Origin of the sequence: Mycetocola lacteus, from assembly GCF_003667575.1 — a bacterium.
Lineage (GTDB): Bacteria > Actinomycetota > Actinomycetes > Actinomycetales > Microbacteriaceae > Mycetocola > Mycetocola lacteus.
This window is the reverse complement of record NZ_RCUY01000012.1, coordinates 1-15,553: the sequence shown is the minus strand read 5'-3', so window position 1 is coordinate 15,553 and position 15,553 is coordinate 1. Positions and strand designations below refer to the sequence as shown.

Below are 15,553 nucleotides of genomic sequence, written 5' to 3'. Positions count from 1 at the left end.
AGCTCGGTCGGTGAGCATGCCCGCGGCCGTTGTCCGTGAATCCTCGATTCGCCTGACACTGCGGCACCCGCTCTATCGGGCGGCTACGCTGGCCCTGTTTCTGTCGGGTGTGGGGATCTCCGCCGCGGCACCGTTGATCGCCTCTTTCCTGGTGACCGAGTTGCACGCCACGCTTCCGGTTGCCGGGCTGTACTATCTCACGAACCTTGCCGCTCCGGTCGCCGGTTATCTGGTGGGTGCGCGCTCGGATCGCACGGGCGCGCGGCTGGGGCTGTTCCGGATCTGTGCGGCCGCGGGATTCCTCGGTTGGATGGGCATCGCCTTTTCCACTCAGCTGTGGATGCCGTTTGTGATCAGCGCGGTGGTCCTGGGCTTTGCCGGGGCCTCCACCTCGCAGCTGTTTGCAGCCCTGCATGATGAGCTGGCTCGGCATCCCTCCCCGCTCAATGACGGTGTGGTGGCGATTGTGCGGACCGCACTGACCGCCGGTTGGGTCATCGGTCCGGTGATCGGATCGTTCCTGGCGGCGGCCGCCGGATACCGCGAGATGCTGGTGGTGGTGGCCATCGCGACCCTGGCGCAGATTCTCCCGCTCGGAGGCATTCGCGATGGACGCCCCCGCACCGTGCCCCTGAACGATGTCGCCGCACCGGAAACTGGGCCGATTGCGCTGGGTGGGGCGTCCACCGAGGCCGCGCTTCCCGAGGGCACCGCGACGGCCGCGGCAGCCGGAGGTGCCGAGGCTGCATCCGTCGAGACCGAGCATCGCCCGGGTCCAGGCTTTCGCGCGATGCTGCCGCTGCTGTTCTTCACCGCCCTGTACATCTGCGTCTACGCGGGGGAATCGGTGAAGTACGCGTATCTACCGATCTATATGAACGAGCAGATGCAGCTCTCTCCGGCGCTGGTCGGGGCGGTCATCGGCATCCAGCCGCTGGTCGAGCTGCCGTTGATTCCGGTTGCGGTGATGCTGGGCCGTCGCTTCGGGGCGGTTCGGTTGATGGCGATCGGTGCGGCGATGGGTGTGGCCGCGAACCTCTGCTTTGCGCTGATCGGCACCGTTCCGGCGCTGTTTGCCGGACAGATCCTGATGGGTATCGTCTGGGGAATCTTCGCCGGCCTGGGAATCCTGGTGGCGCAGCGCCTGCTGCCCACCGCGGTGGCCACGGCCTCAGCGATCTTCCTCAGCTCAACCGCGCTGAGCTCCGCGCTCGGTGGCCTCACCGGAGGTTTCGGTGTCGCCGCACTGGGCCTACCGATGGTGTTTGTAATCCCCGCCGGTTTCGCCGCGATTGCGGTGATCGGGCTGATCGTCATGGATCGGCGCGGTCGCCAGACGGACCGGCGGCGAGCCCAGACGGATCAGCGGCGCCTCTAGACGGCCCAGCGATTCCCCCAGGCGGACCAGCGGCGCCCCTCGATGGACCAGCGAAACTCCTAGACTGACCAGCGAAGCCGCTAGGCGACGTCGTCGACCAGACCCACGAACCGTCCACCGACTCCGAACACCTCGGCGCGGATCGCCCCGGGAGCGGCCTTGGGCCACTCCTCGATCTCGTGGTCATCGCACACCACATAGGTGAACTCGGGCCACCACTTCTTGGGGCGTGCGCGCTCGGTGAAGCCGCAGACCGCGCACACCAGATCCGACCACACCGGACGCTTGCCGGTGCGGTTTGCCCGCGACTGCGCGAGCCAGGCCGGGGGAGTCGTATCGAGCTCGACCACTGCCGCCTCGGTGAGCTGGGGCGGCAGTCCGTGCCGCACCGCCATCTCCAGGGGGATGTCCAGGCGCTGTGCTGCTTCTCGTCTCGTGACCATTTGACCCATTCTAGCCGGGAACTTCCCGAGCCCTGGTGATGGGTGTGTATGCCCCTCTTGACATTTGCTGTAAACCCCCATCTAGACTACCCTGATGAAGGATGCCAAGCGAAAAGACGTGGAGCGGTTTTTGCGGTCACAGGGGTTCACAGTGGATCGCGACAGTGGCCCGCACACCTGGTGGAAAAAGCCGGGAAGCAGATCCGTGCCGATTCCCCGTCATCGGTTAATCTCCGCTGGAGTCCTGAGAACGGTGGAGCAGGTAGTTGGGTTTGTCCCGGACGAGTGGAAGTGAGCATGCTCATGAAACGAAACAGTTACGAGTTGGTTGTCTCACGAGAGGGCAGATGGTGGATCATCGATGTGCCCGCGATTGACTATCGCACCCAGGCCCGTACGCTGTCCGAGGTCGAGAAGATGGGGCGCTCGCTTGTCGCGGGCGCGCTCAACCGTGAGGAGGACTCGTTCGACATCAGCGTGACCATCGAGAAGCCAGCGGACGTTGCCCGGCGGCTAGCTGATGCGGCCGAGCTTGATCGGGTTGCACTCGAGTCTGCGCAACAGGCTGCTCGTGATCGACGTGCGGCCGCGCGAGCGCTCCGTGACGCATACGGACTCAGCGCGATAGATTCGGCGACCGTGTTGGGGATTTCACGTGCCCGCATCTATCAGCTCCTCGATGATTCCGAGCGACCCGCTGCCGAGGCACTGAACGCGTAGCGCCGAAGCACCTACGCCAGGATGATCCGCCAGGCGATAAAGCCCGCGATCAGCAGGGCAGTCCCGATCGGGAAGCCCCACTTCAGGCGCGACGGCGGAGCCATCGGGTCCAGCGGGGTCCCGCGACGATACGCGGTGGCGGTCGGACGCAGATGGGAGAGGACCGCGTCGGCGGCGGTGAAAAAGCGTAGCCACACGTTCGGGTCACCCGTGTCCATCGGACGGGTGCTCACCAGGATCAGGTCGGAACCCGAAAACTCCAGATCAAACTCGGTGGCGTAGAGCGCCAGGGTTTCCATGAAGTCCGGGGTCAGGAAGTAGAGGGCGTCGCGCTGCAACACCTCGGGGGCGTAGACGCCGAATGCGCGGGGGAAGTCGCCCTCCAGCTCGATCCGCTGGTCATCGGCCAGCCGCAGCCGGGTGCGACGTGAACGCCAGCCGGCGACCCCGTCGTTGTGGCGGGAGTCCAGTACGATGTGGGGCATCTGCACGCCGAGCGGGATGCGCAGGTAGGCATATTCGCCGGGACGATCGATCAGCTCGCGCTTGATCCGCTTGCTGGACATATTGTCAGCCCGCTGGGACAGACGCAGGCCGCCGCGGGAGGTGAACCCGTTATAGTCGCGGGCGCTGGGCCCGAGGGTGGCGGTCTGTTCCATCGTGTTGAGCGGGAGCGGGGCAAACTGGAGTCCGGTCGCGTCGGCGAAGCGCACCATCCGCGCCCAGTCCTTCCAGCGCGGTCGGTTTTTCTGCACCCAGTAGGGCAGGGCAATCAGCTGCAGGAGGCAGAAAGCGATCAGAAACCAGGGGGCAATCGCCGTGGACCGGCCGTTGATCATCAGATAGGCGAAGAACACCCCAATCGCACCCACCAGCAGCATCACGATGATCGCGTTCCCATACTCACCCCACGTGGGGATCGCCTGGGTCCACCGGCTGTCCCCGCGCACCCGGTTCTTGAGCGCGCGAATCTCCTCGGGGGTGGCCGGGGCGGCCAGCACGTCGAGCGGGAGGTCTGCCAGGGAGGGGATCGGTGGTGTGGACACGGTGCTCCTGAGATGAGGGTGCGGGCGAGCCGCGGGCAAAATCACACTATCGTGACGGGCGATCCGGTGCGCGGATTCTGGCGTGTATCTCTCGGACAAACCCCCGCCGTTCCGCTGCTATTCTGGGGAGCGTGTCTAATCCCAATTTTGCCAAGCAGAGTAATGACTCGTCCTTTGACTCGCTCTGGGACGAGCTGGTGTGGCGTGGCCTGATCCACGTCTCGACTGATGCCGAGGAGCTCAAGAAGCTCATCGACGGCGAACCGATCACGTATTATTGCGGATTTGACCCGACCGCTCCCAGCCTGCACCTGGGCAACTTTGTGCAGCTGCTGTTCATGCGTCGTCTGCAGCTGGGTGGGCACCGTCCGCTGGGTCTCGTGGGTGGATCCACCGGTCTGATCGGTGACCCGCGTCCCACCGCCGAGCGCACCCTGAACACCCCGGAGACCGTGGCTGCCTGGGTCACGCGCCTTCAGGCTCAGGTGTCGACCCACCTCGATACCGAGGGTGAGAACGGCATGCGCCTGGTGAACAACCTGGACTGGACCTCGCCGCTCAGCGCGATCGAGTTCCTGCGCGACATCGGTAAGCACTTCCGCGTGGGAACCATGCTGAAGAAGGACGCGGTGAGCGCGCGCCTGAACTCCGATGCCGGCATCTCCTACACCGAGTTCAGCTACCAGATTCTGCAGGCCCTCGACTACCGCGAGCTCTACAACACGTACAACTGCGTGCTGCAGACCGGCGGCAGCGACCAGTGGGGCAACCTGATCGGCGGCGTCGATTTGATTCGTCGTTCCGAGCAGGCCAACGTGCACGCGATCGGCACCCCGCTGATCACCAACAGCGACGGCACCAAGTTCGGTAAGAGCGAGGGCAACGCGATCTGGCTGGATGCCGAGCTGTGCAGCCCGTATGCGATGTACCAGTTCTGGCTGAACACCGACGATGCCGACGTGATTGACCGCCTCAAGGTCTTCACCTTCCTCTCCCGCGCCGAGATTGAGGACTTCGCCAAGCTCGTGGCGGATGAGCCCTTCCGTCGTGCGGCGCAGAAGCGTCTGGCCCTGGAAACCGTGACCCTGGTGCACGGTGCCGAGGCCGCGAACGCCGCCATTGCCGCCTCCGAGGCGCTGTTCGGACAGGGCAACCTGGCCGAGGTGGATCCGGCTACCCTGGCGACCGCGCTGCGCGAGCTGCCCAACATCACCGCCGAAACCGGTACCTCGGTGGCCCAGCTGCTGGTGTCGACCGAGCTGTGCTCGAGCCTGGGTGATGCCCGTCGCTCGATCGGCCAGGGCGGCGTCTCGCTCAACGGCGTGAAGGTTACCGATGAGGCGGCGGTCCTGACCGATCTGCTGCCCGGTGGCGTCGCGGTACTGCGACGTGGCAAGAAGACCCTGGCGGGAATCTTCACCGCCTAAATCACAAAACAGCGCGGCACCGGAGTGATCCGGTGCCGCGCTGTTGTGTGTCCGGGTTATCCGCGAATCAGGATGTCGCGGACGTCCGAGCGGGTTTCGGCGGCAATCGCCGCTTCCCGAGCCTCGGCCAACACGTCGGCAAGGAGCACGCGCGATCCCCGGGTCGCGCTGAGCACCGCGGCCTCAACCATCGCCAGCGAGTGGATGTTGGCATGCACCTCGGTGTCGGGCACATCCCCGGTGCGCAGCGCGGCGATGAACTCGGCGAGGGACCCGTTGATCTCCTCCGGAAAGGGGATCGAGGAGTCGGTGAGCGATGCGGGTAATGCGGCCAGCGCACGCCCGGGGAGCTCGGCACTCGGCGCGGATTCCCCGTCCCACAGCGCGGTGCCGTGTTCCCCGCCGATGCGCCAGTTGCCGTTCCAGGAGGTTTCGGCCCCCGGCGTGCACCAGCTGCCCGAGTACACAAACCGGGTGCCGCCCTCGAATTCAAACACGGCGGCGGCATTGGCATCCCCGGCGTACCAGCTCCACGCGGGGTTGTACTCCTCGCAGTAGACGGCCACCGGATCCAGGTTCAGGAGGTAGCGCACCGCGTCGAACTGGTGGATCGCCATGTCCACCAGCAGCACATGATCCATCTCGTCGCGGAATCCGCCAAAGCGCGGGGCCTTGGCAAACTCGCAGCTCACGGTGCCCACGGTTCCCAGCTCACCCACGCGTGCGCGCAGCGCGGCGAGGGCCCGATAGTAGCGGCGCGACTGACTGGTCATCAGCAGCTGCCCGCTCGCCTCGGCCGAGGCCGCGAGCGAGAGCGCGGTGGCCACGGTGGGGGCGATGGGTTTTTCGCACAGCACCGGCAGCCCGGCAAACAGCGCCTCGGTGCTCACCGCGTGGTGGGCGACCGGCACGGTCACGTTGACCACGGCCTGCGCGCCGGTTTCCGCGGCGAGCGCCGATACCGAGGTGCCCACGGGTAGATCGACGAGGCCGGTGGCGGCCAGCGCGGCTCGGGCCGCATCGAGGTTGAGGTCGACCAGCCCAACAATCTCGGCATCGGGGGAGGCGATCAGCGCGCGCAGCCACTGCTGTCCCATCGCCCCGGCCCCCACTAGGATGATGCGCACGGGCGCGCCGGTCTCGGCAAGCAGGGCGTGGGTCATCGAACCAGCGCCCCACGGTAGTCGCGACCGTTATAGAAGTCCTCGGTTTCGTAGCGCAGCAGGGTCGGGACCTCGCGCGTCGGGCGCACCGAGTGTGCCCAGCTCACGCCGTTGGCGATCACGCGGCGGACGTGTTCGTGGTGGTAGACCGGGTAGTCCTGGTCCCCGGGGCTAAAGAAGAAGATCTTGCCGTGGCCGCGACGCCAGGTGCAGCCGCTGCGGAAGACCTCGCCGCCGGAGAAGGTGCTGAGGAAGATCAGTTCGTCGGGGGCCGGGATATCAAAGAACTCCCCGTACATTTCCTGCTGCGGGATGATGAACGGGTGCGGCACCCCCTGGGCGATCGGGTGGGTCGGGTCCACGGTCCAGACCAGCTCGCGATCCTCCTCGCTCCGCCAGCGCAGGGTGCAGGTGGTGCCCATCAGCTTCTGGAAGATCTTGGACCAGTGGCCCGAGTGCAGGACAACGAGGCCCATGCCGGCGAGGACGTGCTGGTGCACGCGCTCAACAACCTCATCGGCAACCTCGGCGTGGGCGGCGTGACCCCACCACACCAGCACGTCGGTGTCCGCGAGGACCTCCTCGGTGAGTCCGTGCTCGGGCTCGTCCAGGGTGGTGGTGTGGACGCGCGCCTCGGCACCCAGGTGTTCCTCGATGCCGGCGCGGATCGTATTGTGCATGCCCTCGGGATAGATCTCGGCAACCTTGGGCTCGATCTGCTCGTGCCGGTTTTCGCCCCAGACGAGGACGCGCAGTGGGGAAGTGGACTGAGTCATGGTGTTCCTTTTCGACGATGAAATGGTGGATGGTTACTTGACGGCGCCACCGGTGGCCCCGGCGGCGATGAACTTCTGGGCCAACACCAGCAGGATGATGGCGGGGATGGAGGATAGTACGGCGGTGGCCATCACGGCCGACCAGTTCGATACCTGGGTGCCCAGGTACTGGTAGATGCCCAGGGTGACCGGGCGCACATCCTCGGTGGTGGTCAGGGTCAGCGCAAAGAGGAAGTCGCTCCAGGAGAACAGGAATCCAAACAGCGCGGCGGTGATCAGGGCGTTGCGACTGACCGGCACCACGACGGAGACGAATGCCCGGATGAGCCCGGCCCCATCGATCCGGGCGGCCTCCACGATGGCCGGAGGGATGCCCATCATCGAGGTACGCAGGATCAGAATGGCAAACGGAATGGCCAGGCTCGCATCGGCCAGGATCAGCCCGGCAATCGAGTTGAGCAGTCCCAGGTCGTTATAGGCGCTGTAGAGGGCGTTGGCGATCACCACGCCCGGCACCATCTGCGCGATGATGATCACCAGCAGGGCCACGTTGATCCAGCGGAACCGGAACTGTGCCAGCGCATAGGCGGCGGGCGCGGCGATCAGCAGCGTGAGCACCACGGTCCCGATCGAGATGATGAGGCTGGTCAGGAGGTTGTGTCCCTGATCGGCGATCGCCCGCTCATATCCCGAGAAATCGGGGGCGAACGGGAAGATGCCGGCGGTGAGGGTGTTCCCCGAGGGCTGGAGGGAGGCGTTGACCATCCAGTAGATCGGAAACAGCATGATGGCCAGGAAGAGGATGCCCAGCGCGGTGGAGGTTCCGCGCGAGGGGCGTCCCCGGCGGGCACGCCGGGTGGCGGCAGTGGGGAGATTCAGCGTGGTCATGATGACTCCTATTCATCCACCGCGCGCCGGTTCGCACGCAGGTAGATCACGGCAAAAATCAGCGAAACGAGGATCAGGATGTTGCTCCAGGCCGAGCCGATCCCGAACTCGAAGTTCACAAACGACTCCTGATAGGAGCGCACGGCGAGGGTCTGGGTGGCGTTGGCCGGTCCGCCGTTGGTGAGCCCGAGGATCACGTCCAGCACCTTGAGCGTGTAGACCACCCCGAGGACCAGCACCACACTGATGACCGGACGCAGGTTGGGCACGGTGATGTGCCAGAACGCCTTCCATCCGGTGGCACCATCCAGCGCACCTGCCTCGTAGAGCTCCTCGGGGATATCCTGCAGCCCGCCATAGAGCAGCGCCACGTTGAACGGGATGCCCACCCAGATGTTGACCATGATGACCGCGATCAGCGCGACACCGGGATCGGTGAGCCACCCGATCGGCGCATCGGTCAGCCCGATCGATCCGAGGAAACGGTTGAGGATGCCGCTGTCCTGATCGAGAATCGAACGCCAGGTGGCACTCGAAACGATCATCGGCAGCAGCCAGGGCAGAAGCAGCATCGAGCGCAGGAACCCGTTGAGCGGGAACCGACGCCGGAAAAACACCGCCAGTGCCAAACCGATCACAAACTGACCGGCGATCGATCCGATGGTGAACAGCGCGGTGTTCCACAGCGCCGGGGTAAACAGACTGCTGGTGAAGACCGATACATAGTTGGCGAATCCCACCCAGGGGGCCTCGCCGGTGAAGAAGGTTTTGGTGGTGTATTCCTGCAGGCTCATCGTGAGGTTTTTCACGATGGGGTAGCCGAAAAACGCCAGGATGTAGAGCGCGGCCGGGGCCACAAATAGCAGGCGGGTAAAACGTTCGGGGCGTCGGCGACGTCGCGGGGGCGCCGCGGGGATTTCCGGGGCGCCGGGCCCGGCACCGAGGGGGCGGGGGCGCCGCCGTGTCTCGGATGCCGGACCGGCGGTCCCGGAAGCGGGAACCTGGAGCGTCATCGAACTATCCCGCCTTCGCCTTCGAGAACGCATCGCTGGCGCTCTCCTTGCCGGTGAGCGCGAGCTGGATACCGGTGTACATAACCGTTGCCGCCTTGGGCCAGTCCTCCCCGAGGATCCCGGTGCGAGAGCGGGCGTTGGCGACCTGCTCGGTGAAGGCTGCCATATCCGGCACCTTCTGCACGTACTCCGCGGCTAGTGCGGTCTTGGTCGGGACGGTGAAGCGGGACTCGGCGAGCGAGAGCTGGTTGTCATCGCTCGTGATGCACTCAACAAACTTGGCCGCCTTGGCCTGCTTTTCCTTGTTACCGGTCTGCGGGACTGTCCAGACCTCGCCGCCCAGCGGAGCGGTCGGCGTCTGCCCGGCCTTGTTGATCGGCACCTGCACGCTGGTCCAGGTCAGGCTCGGATCGGCGTTGAGTGCGGGGATCTGCCAGGGCCCGTTGATCATCATCGCGGCCTTGCCGGCCATGAACTGGTCCTTCACATCGGCCTGGCTCCAGTTGATCACGCTCTTGGACGCGGCCCCGGAGTTCACCAGGTCGACCTGCAGCTGGAGGGCCTCGGCGGCCTCCGGGCTGTCCAGCTTGTCCTCGGATCCTCCGTTGGTCCAGAGGAAGGGGAGGAACTGCCAGCTGCCCTCATAGGTGGCGATCGAGGAGAATGCCAGCCCGTAGCGGTCGCCCGAGGAGAGCGCCTTGGCGGTGGTCTTGAGTTCATCCCAGGTGGTGGGGATTGCAAGGCCCGCTTCATCCAGCATGGCCTTGTTCACAAACAGACCCAGGGTATTCACGGTCGGGGCGAGCCCGTAGACCTCGCCCTTATAGGTGGCCGCGTCGAGGATGCCTTGGGCAAAACCCGAGGTGTCCACGTTGAACTGGCTGAGCGGGGTGAGCCCACCCGAGGACGCAATCTCCTGCAGGTCGGGGTTATCCAGCATTAGCACGTCGGGCAGCGTCTTCGAGGAGGACATTTGCAGGACCTTTTGAATCAGATCCTTCCCCGGGACGCCGGTGCGGTTGAGCTTCACCTTGAGCTCGGCCGCGCACTTATCCAGTGCCGCCACCACGAGTCCCTGGTCGGGGTCGTTGACGTAGTAGTCGACCACGCTGAGGGTGTCGGCGTCGGATGAGGCCCCGCCGCCGGATCCGCCTGCGCTGCATCCACTCAGGGCGAGGGGAACCAGGGCGAGGCTCGCTAAGACGGTCAGACGATGTTTTTTCTCCATGATGCGGCTCCTTTGCCGGTGAGAGACTTCGACCCGTTCGGTAAACCGCTTTGATCCGCAGCAGTCCGGGGATCGTGTCGAGGTGTAATTTCGTGGGTGACGCAACAATCTCACGACTCCGAGCCCGTGTCAACCAAAAAGTTAACCGGTTCACTGTTTTGTTATTTGTGCGCCGCGTCGGTCTCGTCGCGGTCGAGGGGTGTGAGAGACTGCACACACCAATTCGCAAAGGAACCCCATGGCAACCATGCGCGACGTCGCGAAACTGGCGGGCGTTTCCCTCGCCACGGTTTCGTTCGCGATCAACAACACCAAGCCGGTCGCCCCGGCCACCCTGGAACGTGTGCGCGAGGCGATGGACACCCTCGACTACCGGCCCAATGCGATCGCCCGTGCGCTGGCGAGTAAGCGCACCCGGATCATCGCGCTGTTGTTTCCGATGGAGGATCACAGCCTGAGCGGGACCGCCCTGAAGTTCTTCACCGCCGCCGCCGAGGCCGCCTCCGAGCTGGGCTACAACCTGATCCTCTGGCCCGGCGATAACGGAGCCGAACACATCGACCGGGTGGTGAGTAACGGCCTGATCGACGGGGTCATCCTGATGGAGGTCCACCTGCACGATGAGCGCGTGGTGCGCCTGCGCGAACTCGGCGTCCCGTTCACCCTGATCGGTCGCACCCGGGAGCTTTCCGGCATCAGCTATGTGGACGTGAACTTCGAGGGCGCGGTGATCGATGCGCTCGCCCGGTTTGAAGCTCTGGGCCATCGCAGCATCGGCATCGTTTTTGACGACGATGGGGACCCGGGCACCAGCGACTATGGGCCGGTCGCCCGCACCCGCGACACCTATCTCGAACGGATGCGCGCAATCGGAGCCACCCCGGGAATCTTCTCCTGTGCCGAAAGCTCCTCAGCCGGCCGGGCTCTGGTCCCGCGGATTCTCGCCGAAATGCCCGATGTCACCGCGCTGCTGCTGATCAATGAGCACGCTTCCCCGGGGATCGTCAGTGCGCTCGCCGCCCACGGGCGACCCGTGCCCGAGGCCGTCTCGGTGCTCGTGGTGGGTGCGTCGGTGGATATCGTCAGCGCCGCTGATCCCGAGCTCACCGTTTACGAGTCGCCCAGCCGGGAGCTGGGGCGGCGGGGCGTGCGGGATCTGATCCAGCGCCTGGAGAACCCCGACCTGGAACCGGCGGCCGCGCTGGTGGACTGTCGCTACGTCGACGTGAACTCGATCGCGCCGGCCGAGCAACGCGCCTAGTCGTTTGACCCGTCGTCCCATCCGGTCCCACTCCGGCAACGCGCCTAGTCGTTCGTTCCCTCGTCCCCCATCGGACACCCCAACCTGTTATCTTTGGGGCGGGTCGAGCGGCAAAATCGCGGCCCGGCCGGGGAAAATTTGGGACTGTGGTGCCGCGTGTGCCACGCCCGAGTGACGTCATCAAGGAGAACGCATGGGTCAGGACATCGACATCGATCTGACACGCGAGGGTGCGCTCGCCGAGGCTGATCTTCCGCTCGCCGCCGCAAAACTCGCGCGGATGTCGACCAGCGAGGTGACCTCGACGCTGTGGCGCTGCAGCCTCAAGCGCTCGGCCGTCCTCTTCCGACTGCTGAGTAAGGAGCGCGCACTGGAGGTTTTTGAGCGCTTCGAACCCGCACACCAGGCAGATCTCGTCCGAGCACTGCGTGATGAAGACGTCACCGGACTGTTCGCCGGGCTTGACCCGGATGACCGTGTCAGCCTCCTGGATGAGGTCCCCGCGGTACTGGCCAAGCGTTTGCTGTCGGACCTGACCCCGCATGAGCGCGCGCTGACCACGCTGATGCTCGGCTATCCGGCCCGCTCGGTGGGTCGCCGGATGAGCCCCGAGTACGTGCGGGCACATCCCGAATTCACCGCCGGACGGGTGTTGGAAACCGTACGTCACCGCGCCACCGAGGCCGAAACCATCTACATGATCCCGGTCACCGATGGGCAAAAGCGGTTGGTCGGCGTTGTGAGCCTCCGCGAAATTCTGGCGGCCCCCGAGGACGCCCGCGTGTCCGATCTGATGCAGACCCCCGAGCTGGCGACCGTGAGTGATGACGCCGAGCAGGTGGCCCGGCGCTGTAGCGAGGCGAACCTGCTGGCGATGCCGATCGTGGATAGCGAAAAGCGCCTGGTGGGGATCCTCACCATCGACGATGCCCACCAGATTCTGCGCGACGCCGAGGACGAGGATATCGCCCGCGCCGGTGGTGCCGAGCCGCTGCGTCGCCCCTACCTCTCGACCTCGGCGTTCAAGATTGCCCGGGCCCGCGTGGTCTGGTTGCTGGTGCTCGCGGTCTCGGCACTGCTGACGGTTCAGGTTCTGGGCATCTTTGAGGCCACCCTGGAGCAGAAGGTGGTGCTGGCGCTCTTCATTCCGCTGCTCACCGGAACCGGTGGTAACACGGGCTCGCAGGCGGCGACCACGATCACCCGCGCGCTGGCGATGGGGGAGGTGACCTCAAAGGACGTGGGGCGTGTGCTGCTGCGCGAATTCCGGGTGGGCACCACGCTGGGACTCCTGCTCGGAATCCTCGGCTTCACCTTGGCTTCACTGGTGTACGACGTGCCGACGGGTCTGGTAATTGGCTCGACCCTGCTGTGCGTTTGCGCGATGGCCGCGACCGTGGGCGGCGCGATGCCGCTGATCGCCAAAGCCATTCGGGTCGACCCGGCGGTGTTCTCGACCCCGTTCATCACCACGTTCTGTGATGCCACCGGCCTGCTGATCTACTTCAGCCTGGCCAAGGTAATTCTGGGAATCTAACTCACCGGGCACACCAGCCGCGGAGTTACCGCGCGGAGGTGGGAATCCCGGCGATCACAACGAGTCCACCCTCGGGCCGGGGTGCGAGGCTGAGCGTTCCCGCGTGGGTGCGCAGGATCGCGGAGACGATCGCCAGGCCCAAGCCCACGCCGCCCTCGGGATCGTGACGACGCGCAGCCCCACGCTGAAACGGCTCGGTCAGCGTGGCGACGAGTTCCGGGGTGAGGATCTGCCCGCTGTTTTCCACCCGCAGCAGACCGAGATCGCCACGGGTTTCGGTGACGATCCGCACCCATCCGTCCTCTGCCGTGTTGTGGACCAGGGCGTTTCGAATCAGGTTGATGGCCACCGCATGTACCAGCGCCGGGTTTCCGCGAACGCGTGCGGGCGAGAGTGCGGTGTCCACCCGAATCTGGGTGTGTTCGGATGCCTGAGCCAGTTCGGCGATCGCCGCCAGTACCGTGGCGGTCAGGTCGATCTCCTCATCGGTTGTCGGCTCGCCCTCCGCGCGTGCGAGCAGCAGGAGCGCCTCGGTCAGCGCGATGGCGCGCTCGTTCGTGTGGGAGAGTCGGGCCACCAGTTTCGGAACGTCCACCCGGTCGGGGGCAGCCGCGGCGACCTCAAGCATCGTCCGGATCACCGCGTGCGGAGTGCGCAGTTCATGGGAGGCGTTGGCCGCGAAACGCCGCTGCTCGGCGAGCATGCCCTCGACCCGATTCAGCATCGAGTCGAATGTGTCGGCGAGCTCGCGGAACTCGTCTCGGCGGCCGGGGAGCTCGATTCTTCGATCCAGGACTCCCTCGGCGGCGACCCGGGTGACCGCGGTAATTCGGGTCAGCGGTGCCAGCATTCTTCCGGCCAGAAACCAGCCACCCAGGAGTCCAACCACAGTGAGAAACCCCAGCACCGCAAACGCCCGCGGCCAAAATACCCGCAGGAGATCGCCACGGTTGGGGGCGAACGTGCTCCCATCGGGTGCATTGGTCTGGATCAGGGATGTGGTGGGCACAAACTGCAGCACGTACTGTGCAAACAGCATCAGGGCGACTCCGGCAACCAGGAGAAATCCGGTGTAGCTGAGGGTGAGTTTGACCCGCGCGGAGAGACCGCGCGCCCGGGTGGTCATGTGAGCTCCTCGACGGTAGGCGCGGCGAAGTAGTACCCCGATCCCGGCCTGGTGTGAATCAACCACGGCTCGCCGAGCCGTTTGCGCAGCGAGGAGATGGTGATCCGCACCGAATTGGTGAACGGATCGGCATTTTCATCCCAGGCGCGCTCAAGCAGGGTTTCGGCGCTGAGTACGCCGCCGTCTGCGCGCATCAGCTCCTCCAGCACGGCGAACTGCTTCCGGGTGAGCGCCACATAGCGCTGGTCACGATAAACCTCGCGTCGGAACGTGTCCACGCGGAGCCCGGCCGATTCCAAGACCGGTGGTGCGGCCTCGGGGGAGCGCCGTGCAAGTGCCCGCACCCGCATGATCAGCTCGCGGAGGGCGAAGGGCTTGGTCAGGTAGTCGTCGGCACCGAGTTCAAACCCCATCGCCTTGTCGTCCAGACGATCGGCGGCGGTGACCATTAGGATGCGGGTGCCCAACCCATCGGTGAGAATCTCCCGGGCGATGTCGTCGCCCGAGGGGCCGGGGATATCCCGATCCAGGAGTACCACGTCGTAGGTGTTGAGGGACAGGAGCTCCTGCGCCGCGAAGCCGTCCAGGGCGACATCGGCGGCGATGGCCTCCAGGCGCAATCCATCCTGGATCGCCTCGGCCAGAAACGGCTCATCCTCAACTATCAGCACACGCATGCACACAGTCTAGGAACTGGGGCTATCGAAAACATATGCAAATCCGGATACGCCGTGGCAACGCGCGCCCGGATGAAATCGACTCATGATGATTCACCCTGGTTCTTCCCCTCGACACCTCAAGCGCCGCCGCGCACTCCTGCTGGGCACTCTCGTCCTGTTGGTGCCCGCGGGGCTGGCGGCCTACTTCATCGCGGTACTGGGATCGTTCCCCGGCGTAACCACGCATCCGAGCGGAGAGGCTGCGGCGGGAATCGTTGAACCCAGATTCACCCAGCCTCCCTTTGGCCTGGACGAAGCCAACGGCTATATCCGGCTGGGGGAGTCCCTGAGTCCCGAGCGTGCGGATCTTCCGGCACTGACCAACCTGGATCCCGGACTCCTGAAGGCCGTGCGCTCGGCGGCGCGGGATGCGCGAGGGGCGGGGATCGAGCTCGGGGTGAACAGCGGCTGGCGTTCGGAGGCGCTGCAGGAGTGGATGCTCACGCAGGCGATTAAGGATTACGGCAGCGAGAGTATCGCCCGCAGATTTGTCTCGACCCCCGAATCCTCCCGACACGTGAGTGGTGAGGCCGTGGACATTGGTCCCACGGATGCCGCCGCTTGGGTGGAACAGCACGGGAATCGGTATGGTCTCTGCCGGATCTACGCGAATGAGCCCTGGCACTTCGAACTGGCCACAACCCCTGGAGGGAGCTGCCCCGCACTGCGTACGGATGCCTCCTAAGCGGGCAGGCGTCGCGGCGATTGCAAGCGCGACACGCCACTATTCGGGCCCGATTTGCCCAACCCCTGGAACCTGCGTAAAGTAATACTCATCACCCCAAAGGTGCGGCTCGCTAGAGCGGCCGGCCTCAAGCGGGATCATCC

16 protein-coding genes are annotated in these 15,553 nt (G+C 65.4%); 7 read left to right on the top strand and 9 right to left on the bottom strand.

Features of this window, described 5'->3' with window-relative positions; all coding sequences use genetic code 11:
* Positions 1-16 precede the first annotated feature (16 nt).
* The gene (locus tag D9V34_RS17970; protein WP_245992027.1) at positions 17-1,378 is read left to right on the top strand and encodes an MFS transporter; all 1,362 of its coding nucleotides are present in this window, start codon (positions 17-19) and stop codon (positions 1,376-1,378) included.
* Between the two features lie 80 nt (positions 1,379-1,458).
* Here D9V34_RS17970 and D9V34_RS13940 read toward each other — a convergent pair whose 3' ends face one another.
* A complete protein-coding gene (locus D9V34_RS13940; protein ID WP_030148852.1) occupies positions 1,459-1,821 on the bottom strand; it encodes a hypothetical protein in 363 nt (120 codons plus the stop codon).
* A gap of 94 nt (positions 1,822-1,915) precedes the next feature.
* On the opposite strand from D9V34_RS13940, the gene D9V34_RS13935 reads away from it, so the two are divergent.
* Together D9V34_RS13935 and D9V34_RS13930 are read left to right on the top strand one after the other, a co-directional pair.
* Entirely contained in the window at positions 1,916-2,116 is a 201-nt protein-coding gene (locus D9V34_RS13935) for a type II toxin-antitoxin system HicA family toxin (RefSeq protein WP_121689107.1), read from the top strand.
* 8 nt (positions 2,117-2,124) lie between these two features.
* A complete protein-coding gene (locus D9V34_RS13930; RefSeq protein WP_121689124.1) occupies positions 2,125-2,541 on the top strand; it encodes a hypothetical protein in 417 nt (138 codons plus the stop codon).
* Between the two features lie 11 nt (positions 2,542-2,552).
* Here the strand turns inward: D9V34_RS13930 and D9V34_RS13925 are convergent, their stop codons facing one another.
* A complete protein-coding gene (locus D9V34_RS13925; protein ID WP_121689106.1) occupies positions 2,553-3,587 on the bottom strand; it encodes a hypothetical protein in 1,035 nt (344 codons plus the stop codon).
* Positions 3,588-3,709: 122 nt separating this feature from the next.
* Between D9V34_RS13925 and tyrS the strand changes: the two genes are divergently transcribed.
* A complete protein-coding gene (gene tyrS / locus D9V34_RS13920; RefSeq protein ID WP_425454453.1) occupies positions 3,710-5,014 on the top strand; it encodes a tyrosine--tRNA ligase in 1,305 nt (434 codons plus the stop codon).
* A 56-nt stretch (positions 5,015-5,070) separates the two neighbouring features.
* Here the strand turns inward: tyrS and D9V34_RS13915 are convergent, their stop codons facing one another.
* The 5 genes from D9V34_RS13915 to D9V34_RS13895 are packed head-to-tail and all read right to left on the bottom strand — an operon-like array spanning position 5,071 to position 10,082.
* Positions 5,071-6,177, bottom strand: a complete 1,107-nt coding sequence (locus D9V34_RS13915) for a Gfo/Idh/MocA family protein (RefSeq protein ID WP_121689105.1) — start codon at positions 6,175-6,177, stop codon at positions 5,071-5,073.
* Positions 6,174-6,953: a ThuA domain-containing protein gene (locus tag D9V34_RS13910; RefSeq protein ID WP_121689104.1), complete on the bottom strand. Its 780-nt coding sequence runs from the start codon at positions 6,951-6,953 to the stop codon at positions 6,174-6,176. The genes D9V34_RS13915 and D9V34_RS13910 overlap by 4 nt, the downstream gene beginning before the upstream one ends.
* 33 nt (positions 6,954-6,986) lie before the next feature.
* Positions 6,987-7,841, bottom strand: coding sequence for a carbohydrate ABC transporter permease (locus D9V34_RS13905; RefSeq protein ID WP_121689103.1), 855 nt, complete (start codon positions 7,839-7,841; stop codon positions 6,987-6,989).
* Between the two features lie 8 nt (positions 7,842-7,849).
* A complete protein-coding gene (locus tag D9V34_RS13900; RefSeq protein WP_121689102.1) occupies positions 7,850-8,854 on the bottom strand; it encodes a carbohydrate ABC transporter permease in 1,005 nt (334 codons plus the stop codon).
* A gap of 4 nt (positions 8,855-8,858) precedes the next feature.
* On the bottom strand, positions 8,859-10,082 hold the full coding sequence (locus D9V34_RS13895) for a sugar ABC transporter substrate-binding protein (RefSeq protein WP_121689101.1): 1,224 nt from the start codon (positions 10,080-10,082) through the stop codon (positions 8,859-8,861).
* A gap of 238 nt (positions 10,083-10,320) precedes the next feature.
* Between D9V34_RS13895 and D9V34_RS13890 the strand changes: the two genes are divergently transcribed.
* The gene (locus D9V34_RS13890) at positions 10,321-11,343 is read left to right on the top strand and encodes a LacI family DNA-binding transcriptional regulator (RefSeq protein ID WP_121689100.1); all 1,023 of its coding nucleotides are present in this window, start codon (positions 10,321-10,323) and stop codon (positions 11,341-11,343) included.
* A gap of 193 nt (positions 11,344-11,536) precedes the next feature.
* Positions 11,537-12,880 carry a magnesium transporter gene (gene mgtE, locus D9V34_RS13885; RefSeq protein WP_121689099.1) on the top strand — a complete coding sequence of 448 codons (1,344 nt, stop codon included), beginning with the start codon at positions 11,537-11,539 and terminating at the stop codon, positions 12,878-12,880.
* A 25-nt stretch (positions 12,881-12,905) separates the two neighbouring features.
* On the opposite strand, the gene D9V34_RS13880 is transcribed toward mgtE, so the two are convergent.
* Both D9V34_RS13880 and D9V34_RS13875 read right to left on the bottom strand, forming a co-directional pair.
* Complete coding sequence (locus tag D9V34_RS13880) at positions 12,906-14,006, bottom strand: sensor histidine kinase (protein ID WP_121689098.1); 1,101 nt, start codon at positions 14,004-14,006, stop codon at positions 12,906-12,908.
* The gene (locus D9V34_RS13875; protein ID WP_121689097.1) at positions 14,003-14,683 is read right to left on the bottom strand and encodes a response regulator transcription factor; all 681 of its coding nucleotides are present in this window, start codon (positions 14,681-14,683) and stop codon (positions 14,003-14,005) included. Before D9V34_RS13875 ends, D9V34_RS13880 begins: the two co-directional genes overlap by 4 nt.
* Before the next feature lie 85 nt (positions 14,684-14,768).
* Between D9V34_RS13875 and D9V34_RS13870 the strand changes: the two genes are divergently transcribed.
* Positions 14,769-15,410 (top strand): M15 family metallopeptidase, encoded by a 642-nt coding sequence (locus D9V34_RS13870; protein ID WP_220700596.1) that lies wholly within the window; start codon positions 14,769-14,771, stop codon positions 15,408-15,410.
* Positions 15,411-15,553: the final 143 nt, after the last annotated feature.

What these genes read in the sequence shown, in the direction of transcription:
- D9V34_RS17970 (WP_245992027.1), top strand. Translation starts at nt 17, where the DNA reads ATGCCCGCGGCCGTTGTCCGTGAATCCTCGATTCGCCTGACACTGCGG.
- D9V34_RS13940 (WP_030148852.1), bottom strand. Translation starts at nt 1,821, where the DNA reads ATGGTCACGAGACGAGAAGCAGCACAGCGCCTGGACATCCCCCTGGAG.
- D9V34_RS13935 (WP_121689107.1), top strand. Translation starts at nt 1,916, where the DNA reads ATGAAGGATGCCAAGCGAAAAGACGTGGAGCGGTTTTTGCGGTCACAG.
- D9V34_RS13930 (WP_121689124.1), top strand. Translation starts at nt 2,125, where the DNA reads ATGAAACGAAACAGTTACGAGTTGGTTGTCTCACGAGAGGGCAGATGG.
- D9V34_RS13915 (WP_121689105.1), bottom strand. Translation starts at nt 6,177, where the DNA reads ATGACCCACGCCCTGCTTGCCGAGACCGGCGCGCCCGTGCGCATCATC.
- D9V34_RS13910 (WP_121689104.1), bottom strand. Translation starts at nt 6,953, where the DNA reads ATGACTCAGTCCACTTCCCCACTGCGCGTCCTCGTCTGGGGCGAAAAC.
- D9V34_RS13905 (WP_121689103.1), bottom strand. Translation starts at nt 7,841, where the DNA reads ATGACCACGCTGAATCTCCCCACTGCCGCCACCCGGCGTGCCCGCCGG.
- D9V34_RS13900 (WP_121689102.1), bottom strand. Translation starts at nt 8,854, where the DNA reads ATGACGCTCCAGGTTCCCGCTTCCGGGACCGCCGGTCCGGCATCCGAG.
- D9V34_RS13895 (WP_121689101.1), bottom strand. Translation starts at nt 10,082, where the DNA reads ATGGAGAAAAAACATCGTCTGACCGTCTTAGCGAGCCTCGCCCTGGTT.
- D9V34_RS13890 (WP_121689100.1), top strand. Translation starts at nt 10,321, where the DNA reads ATGGCAACCATGCGCGACGTCGCGAAACTGGCGGGCGTTTCCCTCGCC.
- mgtE (WP_121689099.1), top strand. Translation starts at nt 11,537, where the DNA reads ATGGGTCAGGACATCGACATCGATCTGACACGCGAGGGTGCGCTCGCC.
- D9V34_RS13880 (WP_121689098.1), bottom strand. Translation starts at nt 14,006, where the DNA reads ATGACCACCCGGGCGCGCGGTCTCTCCGCGCGGGTCAAACTCACCCTC.
- D9V34_RS13875 (WP_121689097.1), bottom strand. Translation starts at nt 14,683, where the DNA reads ATGCGTGTGCTGATAGTTGAGGATGAGCCGTTTCTGGCCGAGGCGATC.
- D9V34_RS13870 (WP_220700596.1), top strand. Translation starts at nt 14,769, where the DNA reads ATGATGATTCACCCTGGTTCTTCCCCTCGACACCTCAAGCGCCGCCGC.